The organism is Arthrobacter sp., assembly GCF_048266065.1.
Lineage (GTDB): Bacteria > Actinomycetota > Actinomycetes > Actinomycetales > Micrococcaceae > Arthrobacter_H.
In genome coordinates, this window is record NZ_JBLXAH010000004.1 from 86,397 (window position 1) to 109,025 (window position 22,629).

At 68.4% G+C, this 22,629-nt stretch carries 16 protein-coding genes; 9 read left to right on the plus strand and 7 right to left on the minus strand.

Going from position 1 to position 22,629, the window contains the following annotated elements; all coding sequences use genetic code 11:
• The gene (locus ACN0TP_RS07895) at positions 1 to 957 is read right to left on the minus strand and encodes an ABC transporter permease (RefSeq protein WP_417218304.1); all 957 of its coding nucleotides are present in this window, start codon (positions 955 to 957) and stop codon (positions 1 to 3) included.
• Positions 958 to 1,059: 102 nt separating this feature from the next.
• On the minus strand, positions 1,060 to 2,673 hold the full coding sequence (locus tag ACN0TP_RS07900) for an ABC transporter substrate-binding protein (RefSeq protein ID WP_417218305.1): 1,614 nt from the start codon (positions 2,671 to 2,673) through the stop codon (positions 1,060 to 1,062).
• A gap of 167 nt (positions 2,674 to 2,840) precedes the next feature.
• Here ACN0TP_RS07900 and ACN0TP_RS07905 point away from each other — a divergent pair, with 167 nt between their 5' ends.
• Positions 2,841 to 3,581, plus strand: coding sequence for a FadR/GntR family transcriptional regulator (locus ACN0TP_RS07905; protein WP_417218306.1), 741 nt, complete (start codon positions 2,841 to 2,843; stop codon positions 3,579 to 3,581).
• Positions 3,582 to 3,609: 28 nt separating this feature from the next.
• Here the strand turns inward: ACN0TP_RS07905 and ACN0TP_RS07910 are convergent, their stop codons facing one another.
• Positions 3,610 to 4,173, minus strand: a complete 564-nt coding sequence (locus tag ACN0TP_RS07910; protein ID WP_417218307.1) for an acyl-CoA thioesterase — start codon at positions 4,171 to 4,173, stop codon at positions 3,610 to 3,612.
• Positions 4,174 to 4,315: 142 nt separating this feature from the next.
• Here ACN0TP_RS07910 and ACN0TP_RS07915 point away from each other — a divergent pair, with 142 nt between their 5' ends.
• Complete coding sequence (locus tag ACN0TP_RS07915; protein ID WP_417218308.1) at positions 4,316 to 5,596, plus strand: MFS transporter; 1,281 nt, start codon at positions 4,316 to 4,318, stop codon at positions 5,594 to 5,596.
• A 32-nt stretch (positions 5,597 to 5,628) separates the two neighbouring features.
• Here the strand turns inward: ACN0TP_RS07915 and ACN0TP_RS07920 are convergent, their stop codons facing one another.
• Positions 5,629 to 7,548, minus strand: a complete 1,920-nt coding sequence (locus ACN0TP_RS07920; protein ID WP_417218309.1) for a glycoside hydrolase family 15 protein — start codon at positions 7,546 to 7,548, stop codon at positions 5,629 to 5,631.
• Positions 7,549 to 7,745: 197 nt separating this feature from the next.
• Here ACN0TP_RS07920 and ACN0TP_RS07925 point away from each other — a divergent pair, with 197 nt between their 5' ends.
• Genes ACN0TP_RS07925 through ACN0TP_RS07945 form a run of 5 tightly spaced genes read left to right on the plus strand, consistent with a single transcriptional unit; the run spans position 7,746 to position 13,565 of the window.
• Positions 7,746 to 8,531, plus strand: a complete 786-nt coding sequence (locus ACN0TP_RS07925) for a DeoR/GlpR family DNA-binding transcription regulator (protein WP_417218310.1) — start codon at positions 7,746 to 7,748, stop codon at positions 8,529 to 8,531.
• Positions 8,528 to 9,535, plus strand: coding sequence for a 1-phosphofructokinase family hexose kinase (locus ACN0TP_RS07930; protein WP_417218311.1), 1,008 nt, complete (start codon positions 8,528 to 8,530; stop codon positions 9,533 to 9,535). Before ACN0TP_RS07925 ends, ACN0TP_RS07930 begins: the two co-directional genes overlap by 4 nt.
• A 2-nt stretch (positions 9,536 to 9,537) precedes the next feature.
• A complete protein-coding gene (locus tag ACN0TP_RS07935; RefSeq protein ID WP_417218312.1) occupies positions 9,538 to 11,544 on the plus strand; it encodes a PTS fructose transporter subunit IIABC in 2,007 nt (668 codons plus the stop codon).
• Complete coding sequence (locus tag ACN0TP_RS07940) at positions 11,541 to 13,229, plus strand: putative PEP-binding protein (RefSeq protein WP_417218313.1); 1,689 nt, start codon at positions 11,541 to 11,543, stop codon at positions 13,227 to 13,229. The genes ACN0TP_RS07935 and ACN0TP_RS07940 overlap by 4 nt, the downstream gene beginning before the upstream one ends.
• 57 nt (positions 13,230 to 13,286) lie before the next feature.
• Positions 13,287 to 13,565 carry an HPr family phosphocarrier protein gene (locus ACN0TP_RS07945; RefSeq protein WP_417218314.1) on the plus strand — a complete coding sequence of 93 codons (279 nt, stop codon included), beginning with the start codon at positions 13,287 to 13,289 and terminating at the stop codon, positions 13,563 to 13,565.
• A gap of 78 nt (positions 13,566 to 13,643) precedes the next feature.
• Here the strand turns inward: ACN0TP_RS07945 and ACN0TP_RS07950 are convergent, their stop codons facing one another.
• From ACN0TP_RS07950 to ACN0TP_RS07960, 3 genes are all read right to left on the minus strand, one after another.
• Positions 13,644 to 14,252, minus strand: a complete 609-nt coding sequence (locus ACN0TP_RS07950; protein ID WP_417218315.1) for a flavin reductase family protein — start codon at positions 14,250 to 14,252, stop codon at positions 13,644 to 13,646.
• A 167-nt stretch (positions 14,253 to 14,419) separates the two neighbouring features.
• On the minus strand, positions 14,420 to 15,679 hold the full coding sequence (locus ACN0TP_RS07955; protein ID WP_417218556.1) for an IS30 family transposase: 1,260 nt from the start codon (positions 15,677 to 15,679) through the stop codon (positions 14,420 to 14,422).
• 430 nt (positions 15,680 to 16,109) lie between these two features.
• Positions 16,110 to 19,790, minus strand: a complete 3,681-nt coding sequence (locus ACN0TP_RS07960; RefSeq protein WP_417218316.1) for a proline dehydrogenase family protein — start codon at positions 19,788 to 19,790, stop codon at positions 16,110 to 16,112.
• Between the two features lie 170 nt (positions 19,791 to 19,960).
• Here ACN0TP_RS07960 and ACN0TP_RS07965 point away from each other — a divergent pair, with 170 nt between their 5' ends.
• Positions 19,961 to 20,878 (plus strand): LysR family transcriptional regulator, encoded by a 918-nt coding sequence (locus ACN0TP_RS07965; protein WP_417218317.1) that lies wholly within the window; start codon positions 19,961 to 19,963, stop codon positions 20,876 to 20,878.
• A 177-nt stretch (positions 20,879 to 21,055) separates the two neighbouring features.
• Complete coding sequence (gene putP / locus ACN0TP_RS07970) at positions 21,056 to 22,576, plus strand: sodium/proline symporter PutP (RefSeq protein ID WP_417218318.1); 1,521 nt, start codon at positions 21,056 to 21,058, stop codon at positions 22,574 to 22,576.
• Positions 22,577 to 22,629 lie beyond the last annotated feature (53 nt).

Below are 22,629 nucleotides of genomic sequence, written 5' to 3' on the forward strand. Positions count from 1 at the left end.
CTACACCGTCCTAATGCGGGGGTTGATGAGCAGGTACACCAGGTCCACTGCGATGTTCACCAGCACGAAGGTCACGGCGATCGCCAGGACCACGCCCTGGACCAGGTTGGTGTCATGGGCGGTGATGCCGTTGAGGATCAGCTGGCCCATGCCGGGCAGGGAGAAGATCATCTCGATGACCACCGCACCGCCGAGCAGGTAGCCGATGCGCAGGCCCAGCACCGTCACCGGGGTGACCAGGGCGTTGCGCAGCACGTTGCGGGAGATGACCTCGTTGCGGGGCACGCCGTTGCCGATCGCGGTGCGGACGTAGTCCTTGTCCAGCTCCTCGACCATGGAGGTGCGCACCACGCGGATCAGCGACGCGGAGACGGGGATGGCCAGCGCGAGGGCGGGCAGCGTCATATGTGCCAGCCAGGCGCCGAAGCCCTCCCCCGGGCCGGGCATGCCTCCGGAGGGGAAGACGGGGTTGGTGCCCAGGGCCAGCCATTGGATGAGCAGGATGCCCAACCAGAACGACGGCGTCGCCACGGCGGCGATGGAGAAAACGCGGATCAGCTGGTCCGGCAGCTTGTCACGGTAGAGGGCGCCGAGCACGCCGAACGCCAGGGAGATCACGACGGCGATGACCACGCCAAACGCCGTCAGCTGCAGCGTGAGCGGGAACGCCTGGGCGATCATGCCGGCCACTGGGCGCGACGGAGGGGTGGTCACCCCGAAGTCCAGGGTCAGCAGGCGGCCCAGGAAGGCCACGTACTGGACCGGCAGCGGCAGGTTCAGCCCGCGTTCCTCGCGGTAGGCCTCCTTGGCGTCGAGGCTCGCGCCCTCGCCCAGGGCCATCGTGGCCTCGTCGCCGGGGGCGAGCTTGAGGATCACGAAGACCAGGAACGTGACGCCCAGGATCATCAGCGGCAATGCAGCCAGGCGGCGCATCAGCAGTCGCAGGAGTGTTCCCACGGTCGGACTCCCATGTGTCGGGGAAGGATGTACTCGAAAAGGTCAGCGGGGCCGCACCGCCGCCATCGGGGGACGACGGCGGTGCGGCCGCTGCGGGGGTGGCTAGGCCTTGGGCTTGACGCCGACGAAGGAGACACCCGTGGTCGGCAACGGCTGGAACCCGTCCAGCTTGTTCTCGTCCCAGGCGGTGGGCAGCTGGCGGTGGAAGATCGGGTACAGCGGGGCCTCCTCGGCCACGGTGTTGATGATCTCGCCCCAGGCCGCCTTGGCCTTGGCCTCGTCGTCGGTCTTGGCTGCTTCGTCGAGCTTGGCCTGGACCTTCTTGTTGGCGGCCGTCTTGTCCCAGTGGAAGCGGTTCTTGGGCCAGACGTCGCCACGGTAGAACCAGCTCAACAGCAGGTCCATGTCGTTGCCGAACACCGAGGGATCACCGGGCGCGACCACCACGGAGTACTTCCCGGTGTCGACGTTTTCCCCGTACAGGGCACCCGACTGCAGGTTGCGCATGGTGACCTGCACGCCCGGGATCTTGTTCCACGACTCGAGGATCAGCGGGGCGACGTCCTTGACCCAGGAGGTGTCGGTGGTGAGCAGCTCGAACTTCAGCGACGTCACCCCGGCCTCCTTGAGCAGCGACTCGGCCTTGGCCTGGTCGTAGGTGTAGACGGTGGAGGCCTTGATGTACTGCGGGTGGGTCTCCTGGACATAGGACGTGGCCGCCTTGGCGTTGCCCAGCAGCGCCGTCTTGATGATTGTGTCCGTATCCACGCCGTAGTGCAGGGCCTGGCGGACCTCCTTCTTGTCGAAGGGCGCCTGGGTGCAGTTGAACATCAGGAACAGCAGGCCGAACGACTGGACCGATTCGACCTTGATCTTGGCCTTGAGCCGGTCGACGTCCAGGTAGGGGACGTCCTCGATCGCCGCGACCCGGCCCGACTCGGCGGCGGTCACGCGGGCCGCTGCGTCGGAGAGGAGGTACCAGGTCATGTTCTTCGCGCCGGCCGGGTACTTGCCGTTGTAGTCGTCGAACTTCTTGAAGACGATCTTGTCGTCCTTGGTCGCCGAGACCAGCTGGTAGGGGCCCGAGCCGATGGGCTTGGCATCGAAGCCGGCCTGGTCGGCCTTCGCGACCTTTTCCGGGACGACCTTGACCACTGAGATCCGGGTGGGGAACAGCGGGAAGGCGTACTTGAGGGTGAAGACGACGGTGTCCTTGCCTTTGGCCTTCACGGACTTGATGAACGGCACGAACTGGGCGAACAGCGACGCGTTCTTGGTGTCGAGCACGCGCTCGAAGGAGTAGACAACGTCCTTGACGGTGACGTCGTCGCCGTTGTGAAACTTCGCGCCCGAGCGGAGCTTGATCTCCCAGGTGGTGTCGTCGACCTGCTTCGGTTCCTCGGCCGCCAGGGCCAGGTACGGTTCGCGGGTGGCCGGGTGCAGGTCCACGAGGCCCTCGAAGATGTGCATGTTCGCCGCGTACGGGGTCGCGCCCGAAGATGTCATGGGGTCGAACCCGGTGGAGAGTGCATAGGAGATCCCGGCTTCGAGCGTGTCAGCGCCGGCCCCACCGGAGGCGGCGCCGGCCCCGGAAGAACTGGGGCCGCTGCAGGCGGCGATGCTCGCGGAGAACGCGGCAGCGGCACCCATCAGGCCGGAGACCTTGAGGAAATTGCGTCGGCTGCCTTCTTTGGCTGCCAAGTCGCTGAGGGACATGATGACCTCTTCTGTACGATGAAGTCGGACGTAGGATGTCCGATGTAATGATGTAGACTGTAAGCCGAATCACAGAGCAGGGTCAAGTGCCCCGCCCAGGTTTTTGACAAGGCTTCTACGGAGCCCCGCCGGCTCCACCGATCCGGCGCCGATGAAAGGAAAAGGCCATGACCGCTCCGACGCGTCACGTCCGGCTCGGGGCGCACGAGCGCCTGCGCGCGCTGACATCCGACATCATGGACCTGATCATCGAACGCGGTTTGCGTGCCGGTGACGCACTCCCCACCGAAAACGTCCTGACGGAGGAACTCGGGGTCGGGCGAAACACCCTGCGCGAGGCCATCAAGGTCCTCCAGGCCCTGGGGGTCGTGGAGATCAGGCACGGTTTCGGCATGTTCGTCGCCTCCAACAACTTGGTGGCACTGGCCGACAGCCTCACGTTCCGGGGACGGATGTCATTGCGGCACAAGGGTCACGAGGCGCACGAACTCGTGGAGGTCCGCCAGGCCCTGGAATCCGGGTTGATCGGATCCGCCATCGATGCCCTCAACGAGGAACAGCTCCAGGAGCTGGACGCCATCGCCACCGCCATGGAAGACCGTGCGGCCCGCGGCCTGGGGTTCGTGGAGATCGACCAGGAATTCCACCGGCTGTTGTTCTCCTGCCTGGAGAACGAGCTGCTGAGCAACCTGCTCGGTGTCTTCTGGCAGGTCTACCGCAGCATCCACGACGCCATCGAAACCGCAGGCGACGACAGCAACCCGGTGGGTTTGGCCGAAACCGCGAAGATCCATCGGGACATCCTCGATGCCGTCCGCAGCAAGGACAAGCCCCTCGCCTCCACGCTGATGCACCGCCATTTCGACGGGATCCGCGACCAGCTCACGGCCTTCGCACTCGAGCCCTGAGGGGTGCCGGCCGGCAGCGCCGCGGGGGTTACCGCCGCAGGCCCGGTGCCCAGGAGTGAGGGGCCGGTTTGCGCGAGCCGGGCAAGGCCGTCGATTCACGCCACCGGGTCGCCCAGTCGGGCAGCTCCAGGTCCGCGGGCACCTCGACGTCGATCGTCTTCAGGATTTCCTCGTTGGAGACCGGCCCCTGGCGCCCCAGCAGCCGGGTGCAGATCAGGGCGCTGACGTAGATCTCCCCGTCGGCGACGATGCGCTGCTCAAAGTAGATGCTGCGCTCGTCCATGCCGGCGATGCGGGTTTCCACGCTGAAGCGCTGGTTGAAGACCACCGATTTGCGGAACGTGATCGTCTCCGCCTGGACCACCGGAGTCCAGCGTTCGCGCCTCATCGCGTCCCAGGCGCCCGCCCGGACCATGAGGTCGAACCGTCCGAGGTCGAAGATCGAGAAGTACATGCCGTTGTTGATGTGCCCGGCGATGTCGATATCCGTCAACAGGGCGCGCATCGGCAGCGAGCTGACGCCGAACAGGTCCAACCGGGAACGACGGCGGGCCTTGAGGAGCATGAGCCAGAGGCGGAAGATCATGTGCATATCCGCATGCTACCCGACAGTAACAACGTCTTGGTGCATTACTGATTGACACCTGCCAACCAGTAGCGGCAAAATGGTCTGTGGTGGCCACCGGCGCCATCCCCCAACCCATCACGTCCCGTCCCGTCCGAAGGAACGCACCATGGCCCCGCGCGCCCTCCGGCCTTTCGCCCATCGCGATTACCGCATCCTGATCGCCGCCCTGGTCGTCAGCGTCTTCTCGCACGGGATGTGGGCGGTGGCCATGGTGTACCAGGTCAAGCGCCTGGGTGGCGGCCCGGTGCAGCTCTCCTTCGTGGCGACGGCCACCAGCATCGGCCTGCTGGGGTTTGTGCTGGTCGGCGGCATCGCCGCGGACCGCATCTCCTGCCGGCGCATCATCATCACCGTGGAGGCAACCAGCCTCGCGGTCATGGCGGCAGTGGCCACCCTCGCGCTGACCGGGGTGATCGAACTATGGCACCTCGTGGTGGCAGGATTCCTGGTCGGCGCCGGCGCCGCCTTCTTCTTCCCCGCCTATTCGGCCTTGCTGCCCCGGATCCTGCCGCCCGGGGACCTGCTGGCCGCCAACGGGATGGAGGGCACGCTACGTTCCGTCCTGCAGCAGGCCGCCGGGCCGGCTGCAGCGGGCATGATCGTCGCGGCACTCACCCCCGCGTACGCGATCGCGGGGATGGCCCTCTGCCACCTGGTGGCACTCTCCGTCCTGCGCACCATCAGCCACTCGACCGCGTACGACGTCCACCTGGAACCGGGCGAGGTCCGCCCCAGCGCGCTGGCCGATCTCCGCGAGGGGATCTCCTACACGCTGCGGACCCCCTGGCTGCTCTGGACCCTGCTCTTTGCCGTGCTCTCGGTGCTGAGCTTCATCGGGCCGATCGAGGTCCTGTTGCCCTTCGTCGTCGGCGGCCAGCTCGGTGGCGACGCGCAGGCGTTCGGTTTCATGCTGGCAGCCTTCGGCATCGGCTCCGCCGCAGGCTCCTTGTTCACCGCCTCGCGCCCCCTGCCCCGCAGGTACCTCACCTGGATGGTGGCGGTGTGGGCGCTGGGGACCCTCCCCCTCGCGGCCGTGGGCATCGTGACCGGTCTGTGGCAGCTGGCGTTGGCCTTGTTCGTCGTGGGTGCCACCGGTGGGATGGGCCAGGTCATCTGGGGAACGCTGTTGCAGCGGCGCGTCCCGCGCCGGATGCTGGGTCGGATCTCGAGCCTGGACTTCTTCGTTTCATTGGCCCTCATGCCGGTGTCCATGGCCCTGGCCGGCCCGATCGGCGAAGTGGTCCCCCTCTGGCTGGTCTTCGTGGTCGCGGGGGTGGCGTCCCCGGTCATCGGCGTCATCGTCTGGGTGGCGGGGCGCATGGCCCAGGATGAGATAGCGCACCCCCTGGATGCGAAGAGCGCGGCACCCCTGGGGTCGACGTCCTGACGCCGACCCGGCCGGAACCAGCCGGGCCCACCTCAGATGGCGCGCTGGCCGTGTCCGTTGATCGCATCTGCCGCACGGATCAGGGTCAGGTGGGAGAAGGCCTGGGGGAAGTTCCCGGCCATGCGCCCGTCGACGGTGTCGTATTCCTCGGCGAGCAGTCCCAGCCCGTTGGAGTAGCCGACCAGCTGGTCCATCAGTTTCCTGGCATCATCGATGCGGCCCGAACGGGCATACTGCTCCACCAGCCAGAACGAGCAGGCCAGGAACGGGTGTTCTGCACCGCTCAGCCCGTCCTTGCCCGATGAGGTCCGATACCGCAGCAGCAGGCCGGCGTCGTCCATCAGATCGCGTTCGAGGCGGGCGACGGTGCCCAGCATCTTCGGGTCGTCGTATTCGATGAAGCCCACCTGGGCGATGACCAGCAGCGAGGCGTCGACCTCGGCGTCGTCGTACGTCTGGGTGAAGGTCCCTTCCTTTTCGCTGTAGCCGTGCTCCATGATCTCCTCGCGCAGGCGGTCGCGCAGCTCCTCCCATCGGGCAGCGTCGCCGTCGAGCTGGTGTTCGCGCACCGCACGGACGCCCCGGTCGAAGGCGGCCCACATCATCACGCGCGAATGGGTGAAGTGCTTCTGGTCCCCGCGCATTTCCCAGATGCCGTGGTCCTTGTCGTCGATGTGCTCCTCGACGTAGCCCAGCAGCTTCTTCTGCAGCGGCCAGGAGAAGTGGTCCTCGACGCCGCCCATGTTGCGCAGCTTCTCCAGCGCAACGAGCACCTCCCCGACGACGTCCCCCTGGTATTGGTCGACGGCTCCGTTGCCGGCGCGGACCGGCAGCGAACCCTCGTATCCGGGCAGGTGGTCGAGGTTGCGTTCGGGCAGGCGCCGTTCCCCGCCCACGCCGTACATGATCTGCAGGTCATCCGGGTCCCCGGCGACGGCGCGCAGGAGCCAATCGCGCCAATTCAGCGCTTCCTTCTCATACCCGTGGGTCATCATGGCCTCGAGCGTCAGCGCGGCATCACGCAGCCAGCAGAAGCGGTAGTCCCAATTCCGCTCGCCGCAGAAGTCCTCGGGAAGCGACGTGGTGGGTGCCGCGACGATCCCGCCGGTGGCCTCATGCGTCAGTGCACGCAGGACGAGCAGCGACCGCTTGACGACGGCGTGGTAGGACTCCTGCTGGGGGATGTCCTTGGACCAGTTCTTCCAGTACGAGACGGTCTCCTGCAGGCTGGCCCCGGCGTCGATGCGTGCCGGAACGTGTCGATGCGAGGGGAACCAGCACAGTTCGAAGTCCACCGCCTCACCCGCGGAGACGATGAAGTCCCCGATGTGCCGGTGGTCGTGGCCCTGGGGCAGGCGGTCCCCATGCAGGACCACCGCATCGGGACCGGCCACGGCAACAATGGAGGTGTCGCCGCTCTTCTGGTCCTCGTGGCGTCGCACCCAGGGGACCACCGCCCCGTCACCGAAGCGGAAGCTGATCTCCTGGTGCATCCGCACGCTGCCGGCCAGCCCCTCGACCCGCCGGACGATCGATGCACGCCGGTCACCCACGGGCATGAAGTCGGTGACCAGCGCCTGCCCGTCGGGGGTCTTCCACAGCGTCCGCAGCACGAACGTCGAATCCACGTAGGTCCGCTGGACGACGACGGGGCGGCCTTCGGCTGCGGGATCCGGCTCCGCCTCCCCCTGCAGCGGGTCCTCCTCGCCGGCGGCGCGGGCGGCCCGGCGGCGCTCGGAGCGTCGGGCCGGATGCTGGGGCTCGCAGTCATCCACCGCACCCTCGGGCGCCAGCAGCCACCGCCCATGCTCGGAATCCCCCAGCAACGCCGTGAAGGCGGCGTCCGAGTCGAAGCGCGGGAAGCAGAGCCAGTCGACGCTTCCCGATTCCGACACCAGGGCACCAGTACGCAGATCGGACAGCAATGCATAGTCTTCGATCAAAGAGGCCATTCACCCACCCAACCGCAGCCGGCCCCGCGGGGCAAGTCGCAAAGCCTCCGGACCTCCGCCGTTCCGGGCTGCCCCTCCACCCTTGAAGTCCGTTTCAATTTGTTTTTCTGCTTTTCTGTTGACTTTGTTTCCCCGGTGGATCTAAAGTCAACGAAACACAGATCGACTGTGATGCGGACCACCGAAGGGAACCCACCATGTTCGCCGAAGAGCGACATCGTCTGATTGGCGACCTGGTCACCAGCGCCGGACGGGTTTCAGTGGCCGATCTGGCCCGGCAGCTGGAGATCACCCGGGAAACCGTGCGCCGCGACCTGGCCCAGCTCGAACAGGACGGCTTGCTCCGCCGCGTCCACGGCGGGGCAGTGGCCAACGGAACCACCAGCACCGCCGAGGAAAGCCTGAGCGTCCGCACCGCACTGAACCACGCACAGAAGTCCCGGATCGCCGAACGCGCGGTGGACCTGCTGCCCTCCGGGGCCACCTCGGTGGTTCTGGATGCGGGCACGACGACGGAACTCCTCGCCCAGGCGATGGCTTCCCAGGTGCCGGCCCCGCGGAGCGCCGAGCTGCTGGTGCTCACGCACTCCGTTCCCGTCGCCTACCGGATCTCCACCACCGGCACCTTCCAACTCGAGGTCATCGGCGGCCGCGTCCGCGCCCTGACCAGTGCCGCCATCGGCAATTCAACGATCGACCAGTTCCGGGCGCTGCGCCCGGACATCGCCTTCATCGGCGCCAACGGCATCCACGCGGGGTTCGGCCTGAGCACCCCCGACCCGCTGGAGGCGGCGGTGAAGTCGGCGATCGTCGCCTGCGCCCGCCGCGTGGTCCTGCTCGCCGATTCCAGCAAGCTCGGCCAGGAGACGTTGATCCGCTTCGCCGACCTGGACCAGATCGACACCCTCGTCACCGACTCCGCCCCCGAGCCCGGCCTGGCCGCCGCCCTGGAGGACGCCGACGTCGAGGTCGTGATCGCATGATCACCACCTTCACCGCCAACCCCAGCCTCGACCGGACCATCGAGCTCGGCTCCGCGTTGGTCCGCGGCGGCGTCCAACGCGCGCGGACTGCCGGAGCCCAGGCGGCCGGCAAGGGCGTCAACGTCACCCGCGCGCTCGTCGCGGCCGGCGTCGCGACCCTGGCCCTGCTGCCCGGGGATGACACGGACCCGGTCGTCCTCGGCCTGGCCGTCGATGGATTACCGCACCGTGCGCTGCCCATCGGCCAGCCCTTGCGCAGCAACGTCACCATCACCGAACCGGACGGGACCACCACCAAGGTCAACGAACCCGGCCCGTCCCTCGACGCCGCCCACCAGGAGCAGATCTCCGCCGCGCTGCTGCACGCCGCAACGGAGTCGTCCTGGATCGTCCTGGCCGGCTCCTTGCCCCCCGGCGTCCCCGCCTACTTCTACGCCGAGACGATCGCCCGGCTGCATCTTGGCCTGGGCGGCCGTTGCCCCCTCATCGCCGTCGACACCTCCGATGCACCGCTGGCCTGCCTCTACGACGCACCGGCCGGCCTCCCCGACCTGATCAAGCCCAACGCCGAGGAACTGGCGGGCCTGGCGGGCACCCACTCCGAAGCCGAGCTGGAGGCCTCCCCCGAGTTGGCGGCGGCCGCCGCCCGGCAACTGGTGGACCGCGGAACCACAGCGGTCCTGGCCACGCTTGGTGCCCGCGGAGCCCTCCTCGTCACGGCGGAGGGCGCCTGGCTGGCCACGCACTCCCCCATCCAGGCGCGCAGCACCGTGGGGGCCGGCGACTCCTCGCTGGCCGGATACCTCATCGCCCATGACCGCGGCGCCACACCGCCCGAATGCCTCCGATCCGCCGTCGCCTACGGTGCGGCAGCGGCCTCCCTCCCCGGTTCGCTGATCCCCACCCCCGAACAGACCTCGCCGGAATCCGTCACCGTCACGCCCCTGGCCCCGGCACCCACCGGCCGCCTGCTGGCCCCCTCGACCCAGACTCCCAAGGAGTAAGCATGTCCGAGCTCATCACCGAAGACCTCGTCCTCTTGGACCGTGACCTCGGCGGAACCAGCGCCGACGTCGTCCGCGCCCTCGCCGCGTCCGTCGCGGCTGCAGGACGCGCCACCAACGCCGACGACCTGGCCGCTGACGGGATCGCCCGTGAAGCGAAGACCGCCACGGGTGTCCCCGGCGGCATCGGCATCCCCCACTGCCGTTCGGCGGCGGTCACCGAGGCCACCCTGGTGATGGCCCGGCTGGCCCCACCCGTCGATTTCGGTGCCAAGGACGGCCCGGCCGACCTGGTCTTCTTCATCGCCGCCCCCGAGGGAGCCGACCAGGAGCACCTCAAGCTGCTCTCCAAGCTGGCCCGATCCCTCGTCAAGAAGGACTTCACGGCTGCCCTCCGCTCGGCGGCAAGCCCCGCCGAGATCGTGGAGCTGGTCCAGGGTGCCATCTCCCCGGCACCGGTCCAGCCTGCGCCCGCCCAGCCTGCGCCCGCCTCGGAGCCGGCGAAGCGCCGTCGTACCCTGGTTGCCGTGACCGCCTGCCCCACCGGCATCGCCCACACCTACATGGCCGCCGATTCCCTGGTCGCCGCGGCCGCCGAGGCAGGGGTCGACCTGCAGGTCGAAACCCAGGGATCGGCCGGCTCGACCCCGCTGGACCCGGCGGTGATCGCCGCGGCCGACGCGGTGATCTTCGCCGTGGACGTCGACGTGCGCAACAAGGAACGCTTCGCGGGGCTGCCCGTCATCCAAGTGCCGGTCAAGCGCGGCGTGGACGAACCGGCCAAGCTCGTTGCCGACGCCCTGGCCGCCGCCGATACCCCGGGCTCCCGCCGCGTCCCGGCCGGCAGTGGCGGCTCCGAGGCCGACGGCCGTTCCGGCGAGGGGCGCGAGGGCCTCGGCGCTGCGCTGAAGCGTTCGCTGCTGACCGGCGTGAGCTACATGATCCCCTTCGTCGCCGGCGGTGGCCTGCTCATCGCCCTGGGCTTCCTCATTGGCGGATACGACATCACCGAGGTCGCCGACAAGGTCAGTGTCCAGAACAACCTGTTCAACCTGCCCGATGGCGGCCTGCACATCTACCTCGGTGCCGTGGCGTTCAAGATCGGCAGCCTGTCGATGGGCTTCCTGGTTCCGGTCCTCGCCGGCTACATCGCCTACGCGCTGGCGGACCGCCCCGGCCTGGCGCCGGGCTTCACCGCAGGAGCCGTGGCGGGCTTCATGGGTGCCGGCTTCCTGGGCGGCATCGTCGGCGGCCTGCTCGCCGGCGTCATCGCCCGCTGGATCGGCAGCTGGCGGGTGCCGAAGCTGCTGCGCGGGCTGATGCCCGTGGTGATCATCCCGCTGATCGGCTCCATCCTGGCCTCCGGCGCCATGTTCCTCTTCCTGGGCGGCCCGATCGCCGCACTGAGCACCGCGCTGAGCAACTGGCTCTCCGGCATGTCCGGGACCGCTGCAGCCCTCGTGGGGCTGATCCTGGGTCTGATGATGGCCGTCGACCTCGGCGGACCAGTGAACAAGGTCGCCTACGCCTTCGCCGTCGCCGGCCTGGGCACCGGATCGATCGCCAACCAGGCACCGTGGGAGATCATGGCGGCGGTCATGGCAGCCGGCATGGTGCCCCCGCTGGCCATGGCGTTGGCCACCGCCCTGGACAAGAAGCGCTTCACCACCGCCGAGCACGAGAACGGCAAGGCCGCCTGGCTGCTCGGCGCCGCCTTCATCTCCGAGGGCGCCATCCCGTTCGCCGCCGCCGACCCGCTGCGCGTCATCCCCGCCAGCATGCTCGGAGCCGGCGTCACCGGCGCCCTGGTGATGGGCTTCCACGTCACCAGCCAGGCACCGCACGGCGGCCTGTTCGTCGCCTTCGCCATCGGCAACCTGGCCATGTTCCTCATCTCCATCGTGGTGGGCATGGTCATCTCGGCCCTCGCGGTCATTGCCCTGAAGCGCTATGCCCGCAAGGCGCCCACCGCCGTGGCTTCGTCCGAGACCGAGAAGGTGGCGGCATGAGCCAAAGGTTTGCAGGCGTCGGCGTCAGCGCCGGCCGCATCATCGGCCCGGTCCGCCGGATGCCCGAGGCGATCCCGGCGCCCGCCGACGGCGCGCCGCTGCCCGAGGGCGTCACGGCCGAGCAGGAATCCGCGCGGTTGGCCGAGGCCACACGCACCGTCGCCGCCGGGTTGAAGGAACGGGCGGCCACGGCCACCGGCGATGCAGCTGCCGTCCTGAAGGCGACGGCCCTGATGGCCTCGGACAAGTCACTCTTGAAGTCGGCGACGCGGCTCGTGGCTTCCGGAACGTGCGCCGAATCGGCCATCTGGGAGGCCGCGGATGCCGTCGCGACCCAGCTGTCGGCTCTCGGTGGCTACATGGCAGAACGCGCCACCGACGTCCTGGACGTGCGCGCCCGGATCGTCGCCGAGCTGCGTGGCGTCCCCGCCCCGGGCATCCCCGATGCCGACGTGCCCTTCGTGCTCTGCGCCACCGATCTGGCCCCGGCCGACACCGCAACCCTGGACCCCACCCGGGTCCTGGCGTTGGTCACCAGTGGCGGTGGACCGCAGTCGCACACAGCGATCGTCGCCCGCTCGCTGGGACTGCCGGCCATCGTCGCTGCCGCGGACACCACGGTGTTGGCCGACGGCGACGTCGTCTTCGTCGACGGGATCGACGGCACGGTGGTCCGCGAACCGGGAGCCGCCGAGGCGGCACTTGCCGAGGCCTACGCCTCCCGTGTTTCCCTGCCCGACTTCGATGGTTCCGGTGCCCTGGCTGACGGCCATCGCGTTCCGTTGCTGGCCAACGTGGGCAGTGGCGCCGACGCGGTGGACGCAGCGGCCGCCGGGGCCGAGGGCGTGGGCCTGCTGCGCACCGAGTTCTGCTTCCTGGGCCGGGACACCGAGCCCACCCACGGGGAACAGGTCCGGGCCTACCGCGCGGTCTTCGACGCCTTTGCCGGCTCCAAGGTGGTCGTGAGGACCCTCGACGCCGGGGCGGACAAGCCGCTGCCGTTCCTGACCGACGACTCCGAGCCGAACCCCGCCCTGGGCGTTCGCGGTTACCGGACCGACGCCGCGGTCCCCGGGGTCCTGGATCGCCAATTGGCGGCCATCGCCGAGGCCGAAGCCGCCTCCGGAGCCGAGGTCTGGACTATGGCTCCGATGATCTCCACCCCGTCCGAGGCCGCCGCCTTCGCCGCACTGTGTGCCCACGCCGGGTTGAAGACCCCCGGGGTCATGGTGGAGGTCCCCTCGGCAGCCGTCATGGCACGGCAGGTCACCTCGGAGGTGGCCTTCGCATCCATTGGCACCAATGACCTGACCCAGTACACGATGGCCGCGGACCGCCAGCTGGGCCCGCTCGCCGAATTCAACGACCCCTGGCAGCCCGCAGTGCTCCACCTCATCCATACCACCTGCGACGGTGGAGCGGCCTCCGTGGGAGGCCCGAAGCCCGTGGGCGTCTGCGGCGAAGCCGCAGCCGACCCCGCGCTGGCCGTCGTCCTCGTCGGTCTCGGGGTGGCAACGCTCTCCATGAACCGCCGCGCCCTGCCCGCCGTCGCAGCCATCCTGAAGACCGTCGACCTCGCAGCAGCCCGGCGGATCGCCGAACTGGCCCTCGGGGCGGGTTCCGCCGCCGAGGCCCGGTCCCTGGTCCGCCACGAACTTCCCGAGCTGGACGTCTTCGGACTCTGAGCCGTCCACCCCCATACCCCACCACCAGATCGCAACACCAACACCCAGGAGAACACCATGGCAGAACGTACAGCAGTCATCGCCAGCCGCGTCGGCCTGCACGCCCGACCGGCAGCCATCTTCGCCGAGGCAGCAGGGGAACTGGACCTCGAGGTCACCATCGCCCGTGAAGGCGAGCCCGCCGACGAGGCACTGGACGCCTCCAGCATCCTGTCACTGATGGGCCTGGGTGCCGAGCACGGCACCACGGTCGTCCTGCGCGCCGAGGGCGAAGGGGCCGACGCCGCACTCGAGCAACTCGTGGGCATCCTCGAAACCGACCACGACGCCGAGTAGTCCCCGCTTCCGTCGGCATCGTGGTCTGCGTGCACCGCGATGCCGAAGCGGTCCGTGCTGCCAGCTGTTGCCGGATTTCTAGCGGGGCCGCACCAGGTCGAAGAGGCCCTCGGCCAGGACCTCGAAGTAGGCGCTCGGGCCGCCGGCACGCAGGACCGGCTGCGCACGGGCCGTCTGGTAGATGCCGTCGGGAATCATGGATTCATCGATGTGCACCGCGATGACTTCCCCGATCGTGAGCACGCTGGCGGACGCGTGGCCGTCGACACCGCGCAAGGGAAAGACGTCGCTGACCCGGCACTCGAAACTCACGGGCGAGGCGGCAACGCGCGGCGCACTGATGTCGACGGAGTCCGCGGCTTCCAGGCCGGACGCGGTGAATTCATCGACGTCCGACGTCGTCGATGTTGCGTTCATCTGCTCTGCCAGGGGGCGGGTGACGAGGTTCCACGTGAATTCACCGCTCAGTTCGGCATTGCGCGCGGTGTGCTTGCGGGTGGTACTCGAGAATCCAATGAGCGGCGGCGTGTAGGAGAACGCATTGAAGAAGCTGTATGGCGCGAGGTTGCGGACCCCTTCGGGGGAGAGCGTTCCGATCCAACCGATTGGACGTGGTCCGACAATGGCATTGAATGGATCGTGCGGAAGCCGGTGGCCCTCTGCTGGGCGGTAGAAATGCGCTGTCACCCGTTCAGTGAACCATCCATCGCCAGCACGAACCAGTTTTCGTTCCCTCCGGGAAATCGTTTCGGCCCGAACGGAGATGGGCGTCGCACCGGGTGCTGTGGTTCGCTGCATGCCACGACGGCGGCCCGGGCAGGCGAATTCAGGGAGTCGTTGCAACACCGGGTTGGTTAGGTAGCCAATAGTAGGCCCTGCAGGCGATCGGCTGGGGTATCCCAGTTGTGTGTCTTGCGGGGCCTGCCATTGAGCTCCTGCGCTACTTGTTCGAGGTCTTCAGGACCATAGACCGAGAGGTCCGTGCCCTTCGGGAAGTATTGCCGCAACAGGCCGTTGGTGTTCTCATTGCTACCGCGTCGCCAAGGGCTGGCGGGGTCGCAGAAGTAGACGTCCATGTCCGTTGCCATGGAGAACGCCTTGTGAGTGGCCATTTCCGCGCCTTGGTCCCAGGTCAGGGATCCACGCAGGTGCGCGGGCAGGGTGGACATGGCCTCGATAAGTCCGTCACGAACCCGGTCGGCGGTGTGGTTGCCATCGAGGTGGACCAGCATGACGTAGCGGGTCGTGCGCTCCACCAGGGTCGCTATCGCCGACTGGTTCAGCTTCCCTGTAATCAGGTCCCCTTCCCAGTGCCCGGGAACGGCGCGGTCCTCGACTTCAGCAGGTCTTTCGGAGATGTTGACCATGGGGTCGCGGAACCGGTGCGTGCGCTGCTCGGGATCGCGCCGGGGTTTGCGGCGGGTCCGACCCGTGCGCAGGGCCGCGGCGACCTCGCGTTTGAGACCGCCTCGGGCCTGGACGTAGAGGGCTTGATAGATCGTTTCGTGGCTCACGCGCATCTCGGTGTCGTCCGGGAATTCCTTGACCAAGCTGTTCCTGATCTGTTCCGGTGACCAGCGGACTCGTAGCTTGTCTTTCACATAGTCGCGCAGTTTGCCCCCGGCGGACAACTTGCTGGCTTTGGGCCGGGGCCGACGGACGGCAGCTGCCCGGTGCGCTGAGTACGGACGGTAGGTACCGTCCGGCCCGCTGTTACGGGCGATTTCCCGGCTAATGGTCGAAGGAGATCGCCCCAATGCGGTGGCGATCTTCCGAATCGAGGCGCCGCCGGCGCGCATCTCCGAGAGGGTCTCCCGGTCCCCAATGGCCAGGAACCGCCCATCGAGCACCTGTTCCAAGGCGGGAAGGCCGGGATGGGAGGCGAACGGCTTGCCCGGCCCAGGAGGGGCAATCCCCGCAGGGGTTTCAAAGGTGGTCACTCCCCGTTTATAGTCGACCACCCTGCCGTCGACGTAGATGCGCCCATTGCCCGTCTTGCGGATCCCGAGATCCCATTCGGCGGCGGTATTTTGGTGTATTCCCAAGTCCCGGGCCGCTTCCCGCCGGGTGAGACCACGTTGGCGCAGGCGCAGGAAGTCCTCACGTTGCGGCATTTCAGCGCGCTTCCTGGCGATTCCGGCCCTTTTCGTCCAACCAAAACAGGTGTTGCGGTTCAATCCCAACAACTTCGCGGCCCCGGTCACGCTGTTGAGCCTTGCCAGCTCCCGGAAGAACTCATCCTTCTGGTCAGTGCTGTGCTTCCGGTGAGTCTGGGAGCGCGCGGAAACTGCGCCCGTCTTACGAACCCAGGCATGGCATGTATGGCGATTCAACCCGAGGACTCTGGCCGCTGCAGCGACGCTTCCGAGCCGATCCAGTTCCCTGAAGAACGCCTCCTGTTCTTCAGACGTGTATTTCCTTGGCGCACGCTTTGCCTTGACAAAAACAGACACGGTCGTCGCAACTCCCTGCGAATCAGGGTGTTGCAACGACCGCTAGAACGCGCCGCACTTCTGCCCGGGCCGCCGACGTCTGCGTCTGGAGCTAGATGATCCCGTCGCTGAGGTGGTTCGGGGTGCCGAACCGGTGCGCGGTGATCGAGATGGCCTGTTCCCGCACGAACGGCAGCAGTTCGACCCGGCCGGCGGCCACCACCGGGTGGTCGTAGACGGCGACGTCCGGCTTGCCGCCGGCAGCGGCGTAGGTCGCCGCCGATGAGTCTCCGATGTAGCGGATGCGCGCCCCGGAGTCGGGTCCCGTCTGCGCGGCAAGCCGGCCCACCCGGGCAGCCCACGCGGCATCGTCCTCCACGGCCACGCCGACGCCTTCGGCCTGCAGGGCGGCCAGGACGCGGGCCGGAAGCTCTGCCTTGAGGCTGACGGTGATGCCGGATCCGTGGCGGGACCCGGTTCCGACCCGGCCGCTGATGCCCTCGGTTCGCGTGGCGACATGCGCGCCGATCCCCGCGGAGACCACGCGCAGCAATTCGGCGAGGCCGTGGCCGGAGGTTGGCTCCTGGAACCTGATGGTCACCGGGACCGGGCGGTAGCGGAAGACGTTGCGTTCGGACTGCAGCCCGGACACATCCTTCGCGACCCCGAACTCCTGGGCCAGCTGGGCGGCATCCGTGGCGCGGGCACCCTGCAGCCAGGCGAAGTCGGCGGGGTCGATGGCATTGCCCGCTGCGGTTCCGGCCTCGGCGGCGACCACGCCGAGGATGTCGCTGCCCCCGGCGACTCCTGCGTTGGAGGTCGCGGAGGTGTCCATGCCCGTCGCCGTCCGCACGGTGGCGTGGGAGACGGCTGCGTGTGCGTCGGCGGCTGCCATGGCCTCGGCGCTGACGGGTGCGTCGATCCAGGACCCCATGCCGAGAAGGTAGTTCGGCCCGCCGGCCTTGGTGCCGGCGCCGACGGCGGACTTCTTCCATCCGCCGAAGGGCTGACGGCGCACGATGGCCCCGGTGATTCCACGGTTGATGTAGAGGTTGCCGGCCTGGACGTTGTCCAGCCAGTAGCCGAGTTCCGCGGGGTCCAGCGAGTGCAGCCCGGAGGTCAACCCGTAGTCGATGTCGTTGACGATGCCGACGGCCTCCTCGAGCGTCTCGGCGGTCATGACGCCCAGGATCGGCCCGAAGTACTCGGTCAGGTGGTATTCGGAGCCGCGCTTGACCCCGGAGCGCACGCCGGGGCTCCACAGCTGGCCGGAGTCGTCGAGTTGGCGGGGCTGCAGCACCCACTGCTCACCGTCGCCCAGGGTGGTCAATCCGCGCAGCAGCTTGCCCTGCGCCGGTTCGATGACCGGGCCCATCTGGGTTGCCGGGTCCACCGGGTAGCCGACCTTCAGGGACCGGACGGCGTCGACGAGCTGGCTGTGGAACCGGCGCGAGGTGGCGACGGATCCGACCAGCACCACCAGCGAGGCGGCGGAGCACTTCTGCCCGGCGTGCCCGAACGCGGAGGCGGCGACGTCGCGGGCTGCCAGGTCCAGGTCGGCGGACGGGGTCACGATGATCGCGTTCTTGCCCGACGTCTCGGCCAGCAGCGGCAGGTCCTGGCGGAAGGAACGGAACAGTTCGGCCGTCTCGTATCCGCCGGTGAGGATCAGCCGGTCCACGCTGGGGTGCGATACCAACCGGGTCCCCAGCTCGCGTTCGGAGAGCTGCACGTAGGAGAGCAGTTCGCGGCCGATGCCCGCGGCGTCGAGCGCCTCCCAGATGGCCTGGACCATCACGGCACCGGAGCGGGCCGCCTGCTTGGCGGGTTTGATGACGACGCCGGATCCCGCGGCCAGTGCCGACAGGGTGGACCCGGCGGGGATGGCGACCGGGAAGTTCCACGGCGGGGTGACCACTGTCAGCCGGGAGGGCACGTACTCGGCCCCGTCGACGTCGTCGAGCGCGCGGGCCGATTCGGCGTAGAAGTGGGCGAAGTCGATGGCCTCGGAGACCTCGGGGTCGCCCTGGTCCAGGGTCTTGCCGCATTCGGCGGCCATGACCTCCAGCAATTCGGCGCGGTGCGCGGCGAGGCGTTCCCCGGCGTGGTGGAGCACCGCAGCGCGCTCGGCGCCGGTCATCTTCCCCCAGGCTTCGGCGGCGGCCCGGGTGGACTCCACCACGGCGTCGACCTGGTCGGTGGTGCCCAGGGTGTGGGCGGCGATGGTGTCCAGCCCCAGCGTGCTGTCGGGGACGCGGGCCAGGATCGCCGAGCCCCACTCCCGGTTGCCGGGCAGGTCGGGGTCGGTGTCCGGGGTGTTGGCGAACCCGCGGGTCCCGGAGGCGAGCTCCGCGACCTCGGTGGCGGCAGCTCCGGCGTCGTACTCCCGGCGGTCCTGGGTGCGGTTGGGCGCCGGGACGGTGTCGCCGAGGTCCTCGAGGGAGGCGAGGAAGCGCTGCTTTTCGCGCTCGAACAACGCCTCGTTGCCGTCGAGTTCAAAGACGGCCGACATGAAGTTCTCCTGGCTGGCCCCCTCCTCGAGCCGGCGGATCAGGTAGGCGATCGCGACGTCGAACTCCCCGGGGTGCACCACCGGGGTGTAGAGCAGCAGGGAGCCGACGTCGGCCTTGACCGCTGCCGCCTGGCCGGTGGCCATGCCCAGCAGCATCTCGAAGTCCAGCCCGGAGGTGACCCCGCGGGCCTGGGCCAGCAGGTGGGCCAGGGCGATGTCGAAGAGGTTGTGCCCGGCAACGCCCAGGTGGACGTTGGCTGTGTGTTCGGGGCGCAACGCGTAGTCCAGGACCGACTTGTAGGAGGTGTCGGTGGCCTGCTTGGAGTGCCAGGTCGCTGCGGGCCAGCCGTGGATGTCGGCCTCCATGATCTCCATCGGCAGGTTCGCGCCCTTGACCAGGCGGACCTTGACCGGGGCGCCGCCGGCGGCGACGCGGTCGGCGGCGAATTCCTGCAGCGAGATCATCGCCGACAGCGCGTCGGGCAGGTAGGCCTGCAGCACGATCCCGGCCTCGACGTCGTGGAATTCGGGTGCCGCGAGCAGCCGCTTGAACACGGCCATGGTCAGGTCGAGGTCCTTGTACTCCTCCATGTCCAGGTTGATGAACTTGCGCGGGGAGGCGTCGCGGGCGATGCGGTAGAGCGGCGCCAGCTTCTCGACAATGTGGCCCACCGCCTTCTCGAAGTCCCAGTGGTTGTGCGGGGCGACGGTCGAGGAGACCTTGATGGAGACGTAGTCGACGTCCGGGCGGCGCAGCAGCCGGGCCGTGCCCTGCAGGCGGCGGTCCGCCTCCTTTTCACCCAGGATGGCCTCGCCGAGCAGGTTGATGTTCAACCGGACGTCGTCGCGCTTGATCTTCGCGATGGCCGGGCCCAGCTTGGCGTCGGTGGCGTCGACGATCAGGTGGCCGACCATCTCCCGCAGCACGCGCCGGGCAATGGGGATGACCACTCCGGGAAGCACGGGGGCCATGGCCCCTCCGAGTGCGACGGCGGAGCGCATGTACCAGGGCAGGAAGCCGGGGACCTTCGGGGCCAGGGACCGCAGGTTGCGGGCGGCCACATTCAGGTCCTCGGGGCGGATGACGCCGTCGACGAAACCGACGGTGAAATCCAGTCCCTGGGGATCCTTCAGGACCCCGGCCAGCTGCTGGGCCGAGGCGTCGACGGGTTGCTTGGCCCCCTCGACCAGCCAGCGTCGGACGAGCGCCACGGCGTCGTCGGCGAGATCTTTCGGGGAAGCGAGGCTGTCCGGGGCGGCGGACGGGGAAGCGGTGGTCACTTCGGTGGTGCTCCTAGCAGAAAACGACCGGCACGGACCGGCCTGCACGGCGTGGGGCAGACCCCCACAAATTCAGTATCCAACCGTCATGTATTAAGTAAAAGCAACGATTAGTGAAGAATGGCGTGAAGTAAAAGTGATGGTTCGTGGAGTGGGGAAGGGGAACGCCGATGCTCGAGGTCAGGCGGTTGCGGCTGCTGCGCGAAATGAGCATCCGCGGCACGGTCGCCGGGGTCGCCGCCGCCCTGAACTACAGCCCCTCGGCGGTCTCGCAACAGCTGGCCCTGCTGGAGAAGGAGACGGGTGTCGTCCTGCTGCGGCGCAGCGGCCGCCGCCTGGCGCTCACGCCCCAGGCGCAGGTCCTCGTCGCGCACACCACCGAGCTGCTGGAATCGCTGGAACGGGCCGAGGCGGCACTGGCCAGCACCCTGCCGCTGGTCTCCGGCACCGTCCGGCTGGCCACCTTCCAGACTGCGGCACTGGCCCTGCTGCCGCGCACGTTGCGGGCCCTGCGCACGGAACACCCGCACCTGCGGGTCGAGGTCGTCCAGCATGAACCCGAGACGGCGCTGCACGAGACCTGGGCGCGTGATTTCGACCTGGTCGTGGCCGAGCAGTACCCGGAACATGCGGCCCCGCACTACGCCGAGCTGGACCGCGAGATCCTCACCCACGACGACATCCGACTCGCGCTGCCCGCCCACGACGCGCCTCCCGAATTCGACAGGGTTTCCACATTGCGCGAGGCCGCGGCCCTGCCCTGGGTGATGGAACCCCACGGCGCCGCCTCCCGGCATTGGGCGGAGCAGGCCTGTCGGCTGGCCGGCTTCGAGCCCGACGTCCGGTACGAGACAGCCGACCTCCAGGCCCACATCGGCCTGGTGGAATCAGGCAACGCGGTCGCCCTGCTGCCGGACCTGGTCTGGGCGCACCGCGAGCCCACCGTCCGGCTCGCCGACCTGCCCGGCCGGCCGCAACGCTCGATCTTCACGTCCATGCGGCACTCCAGCGCACGGCACCCGGGCATCGAGGCCGTCCGCCGGGCGCTGGGGCGAGAAGTGGAAATCTTGTCACCCGGATACCACTAGCCACATCACGAAAGCATCACGGCGGCGTGATCGTCCTCACATGGGGACGTTGCGGAGTGCCATACTCGGAAGACCACTCACCCGCATCGCCCGGTTTTCGTTGACAGATCGCCGGACGGACCCTACCGGGGCCACCCCCCGGCGGACATCCCACCCACCGGACAATTGAGGAACACCATGTCTGAACAAGCATTCCAGCTTGCGGCCATCGTCGTCTATCTCGCCGCAATGCTCGGCATCGGCTACTTTGCCTTCCGCCAAACCAAGGACCTCGACGACTACATGCTCGCCGGCCGCGGGCTGAAGCCCGGCGTCGCGGCGCTCTCGGCCGGGGCCTCCGACATGTCCGGCTGGCTGCTGCTGGGCCTGCCCGGCGCCATCTACGTCTCCGGTCTGGTCGAGGCCTGGATCGCCATCGGGCTGACCATCGGTGCATGGCTGAACTGGAAGTTCGTCGCCCCGCGGCTGCGTTCCTACACGGAGGTGTCGCAAAACGCGATCACCATCCCGAGCTTCTTCGAGAAGCGCCTCAAGGACAGCTCGCATGTCCTGCGCATCGCCGCCTCGCTGATCATCCTGGTGTTCTTCACCTTCTACGTCTCCTCCGGCATGGTGGCTGCGGGCAAGTTCTTCGAGAGCTCCTTCGGCTGGCCCTACCTCGTGGGGATGGTCACGGTCGCCGTCATCACCCTGGCCTACACGCTGTTCGGGGGCTTCCTGGGCGCCACCCTGACCGATGTGGCCCAGGGGCTCCTGATGTTCGCGGCCCTCATCGCCGTTCCGATCGTCGGCGTCATCGCCACCGGCGGCATTGGCGCCACCGTGGACGGCATCCGGGCCGCCAAGCCGGGGGCCCTGAACCTCTTCGACGGCCTGGGCGTCGATCCGACGGGACTCTGGATCCTCGGCATCGTCTCCGCTGCCGCGTGGGGCCTGGGCTACTTCGGCCAGCCGCACATCATCGTGCGCTTCATGGCACTGCGCACCCCCGCCGACGCCAAGGCCGGCCGCCGCATCGGCATCAGCTGGATGGCCATCTCAGCGCTCGGTGCCATTGCCACCGCCCTGGTTGGCATCGCCTACTTCGCCGGTGACCCCGCCAAGGAGATCACCGACCCGGAAACGGTCTTCCTGCTGCTGAGCCAGATCTTCTTCCACCCCTTCATTGCCGGCCTGGTGCTGGCAGCGGTGCTGGCGGCGGTCATGTCCACCATCTCCTCGCAGCTCATCGTCTCCTCCTCCGCCCTGGTGGAGGACCTCTACAACATCGTGGGGAGGGAATCGACGGCGAAGAAGCAGGTCATGCTGGGCCGCTCGGGGGTGCTGGTCATCGCCGTCATCGCCTTCCTCATCGCCCTGGACCGCAACGCCAGCGTCCTGCAGCTGGTTTCCTTCGCCTGGGCCGGTTTCGGCGCAGCGTTCGGGCCGCTGGTCATCCTGAGCCTGTACTGGCGCAAGCTGACCTCCGTCGGCGCCCTGAGCGGCATGGTCGTCGGCGCCGCAACGGTCTTCATCTGGGGCAAGATCCCGGCGCTGCACGACTTCCTCTACGAGATCGTGCCCGCCTTCGCCCTGAACATCATCGTCGCCGTCATCGTCTCGAGGATGACGCACCGGCGCAATGAGGTCATCGAGGAAGAGTTCTCGGCCATGGAGGCGCAGGTCTCCGGGACCCCGGAAGCGGCAACGCGCAGCTAACGGCGGGGAAACCGGGCCGAAACACGGCCGGTGGAGAGTGGGGGTGTCATATC

Excerpts from the sequence above, each read along its gene's own strand:
- ACN0TP_RS07900 (WP_417218305.1), bottom strand. The coding sequence starts at position 2,673 with ATGTCCCTCAGCGACTTGGCAGCCAAAGAAGGCAGCCGACGCAATTTC.
- ACN0TP_RS07905 (WP_417218306.1), top strand. The coding sequence starts at position 2,841 with ATGACCGCTCCGACGCGTCACGTCCGGCTCGGGGCGCACGAGCGCCTG.
- ACN0TP_RS07910 (WP_417218307.1), bottom strand. The coding sequence starts at position 4,173 with ATGCACATGATCTTCCGCCTCTGGCTCATGCTCCTCAAGGCCCGCCGT.
- ACN0TP_RS07915 (WP_417218308.1), top strand. The coding sequence starts at position 4,316 with ATGGCCCCGCGCGCCCTCCGGCCTTTCGCCCATCGCGATTACCGCATC.
- ACN0TP_RS07920 (WP_417218309.1), bottom strand. The coding sequence starts at position 7,548 with ATGGCCTCTTTGATCGAAGACTATGCATTGCTGTCCGATCTGCGTACT.
- ACN0TP_RS07925 (WP_417218310.1), top strand. The coding sequence starts at position 7,746 with ATGTTCGCCGAAGAGCGACATCGTCTGATTGGCGACCTGGTCACCAGC.
- ACN0TP_RS07930 (WP_417218311.1), top strand. The coding sequence starts at position 8,528 with ATGATCACCACCTTCACCGCCAACCCCAGCCTCGACCGGACCATCGAG.
- ACN0TP_RS07935 (WP_417218312.1), top strand. The coding sequence starts at position 9,538 with ATGTCCGAGCTCATCACCGAAGACCTCGTCCTCTTGGACCGTGACCTC.
- ACN0TP_RS07940 (WP_417218313.1), top strand. The coding sequence starts at position 11,541 with ATGAGCCAAAGGTTTGCAGGCGTCGGCGTCAGCGCCGGCCGCATCATC.
- ACN0TP_RS07945 (WP_417218314.1), top strand. The coding sequence starts at position 13,287 with ATGGCAGAACGTACAGCAGTCATCGCCAGCCGCGTCGGCCTGCACGCC.
- ACN0TP_RS07955 (WP_417218556.1), bottom strand. The coding sequence starts at position 15,679 with ATGCCGCAACGTGAGGACTTCCTGCGCCTGCGCCAACGTGGTCTCACC.
- ACN0TP_RS07965 (WP_417218317.1), top strand. The coding sequence starts at position 19,961 with ATGCTCGAGGTCAGGCGGTTGCGGCTGCTGCGCGAAATGAGCATCCGC.
- putP (WP_417218318.1), top strand. The coding sequence starts at position 21,056 with ATGTCTGAACAAGCATTCCAGCTTGCGGCCATCGTCGTCTATCTCGCC.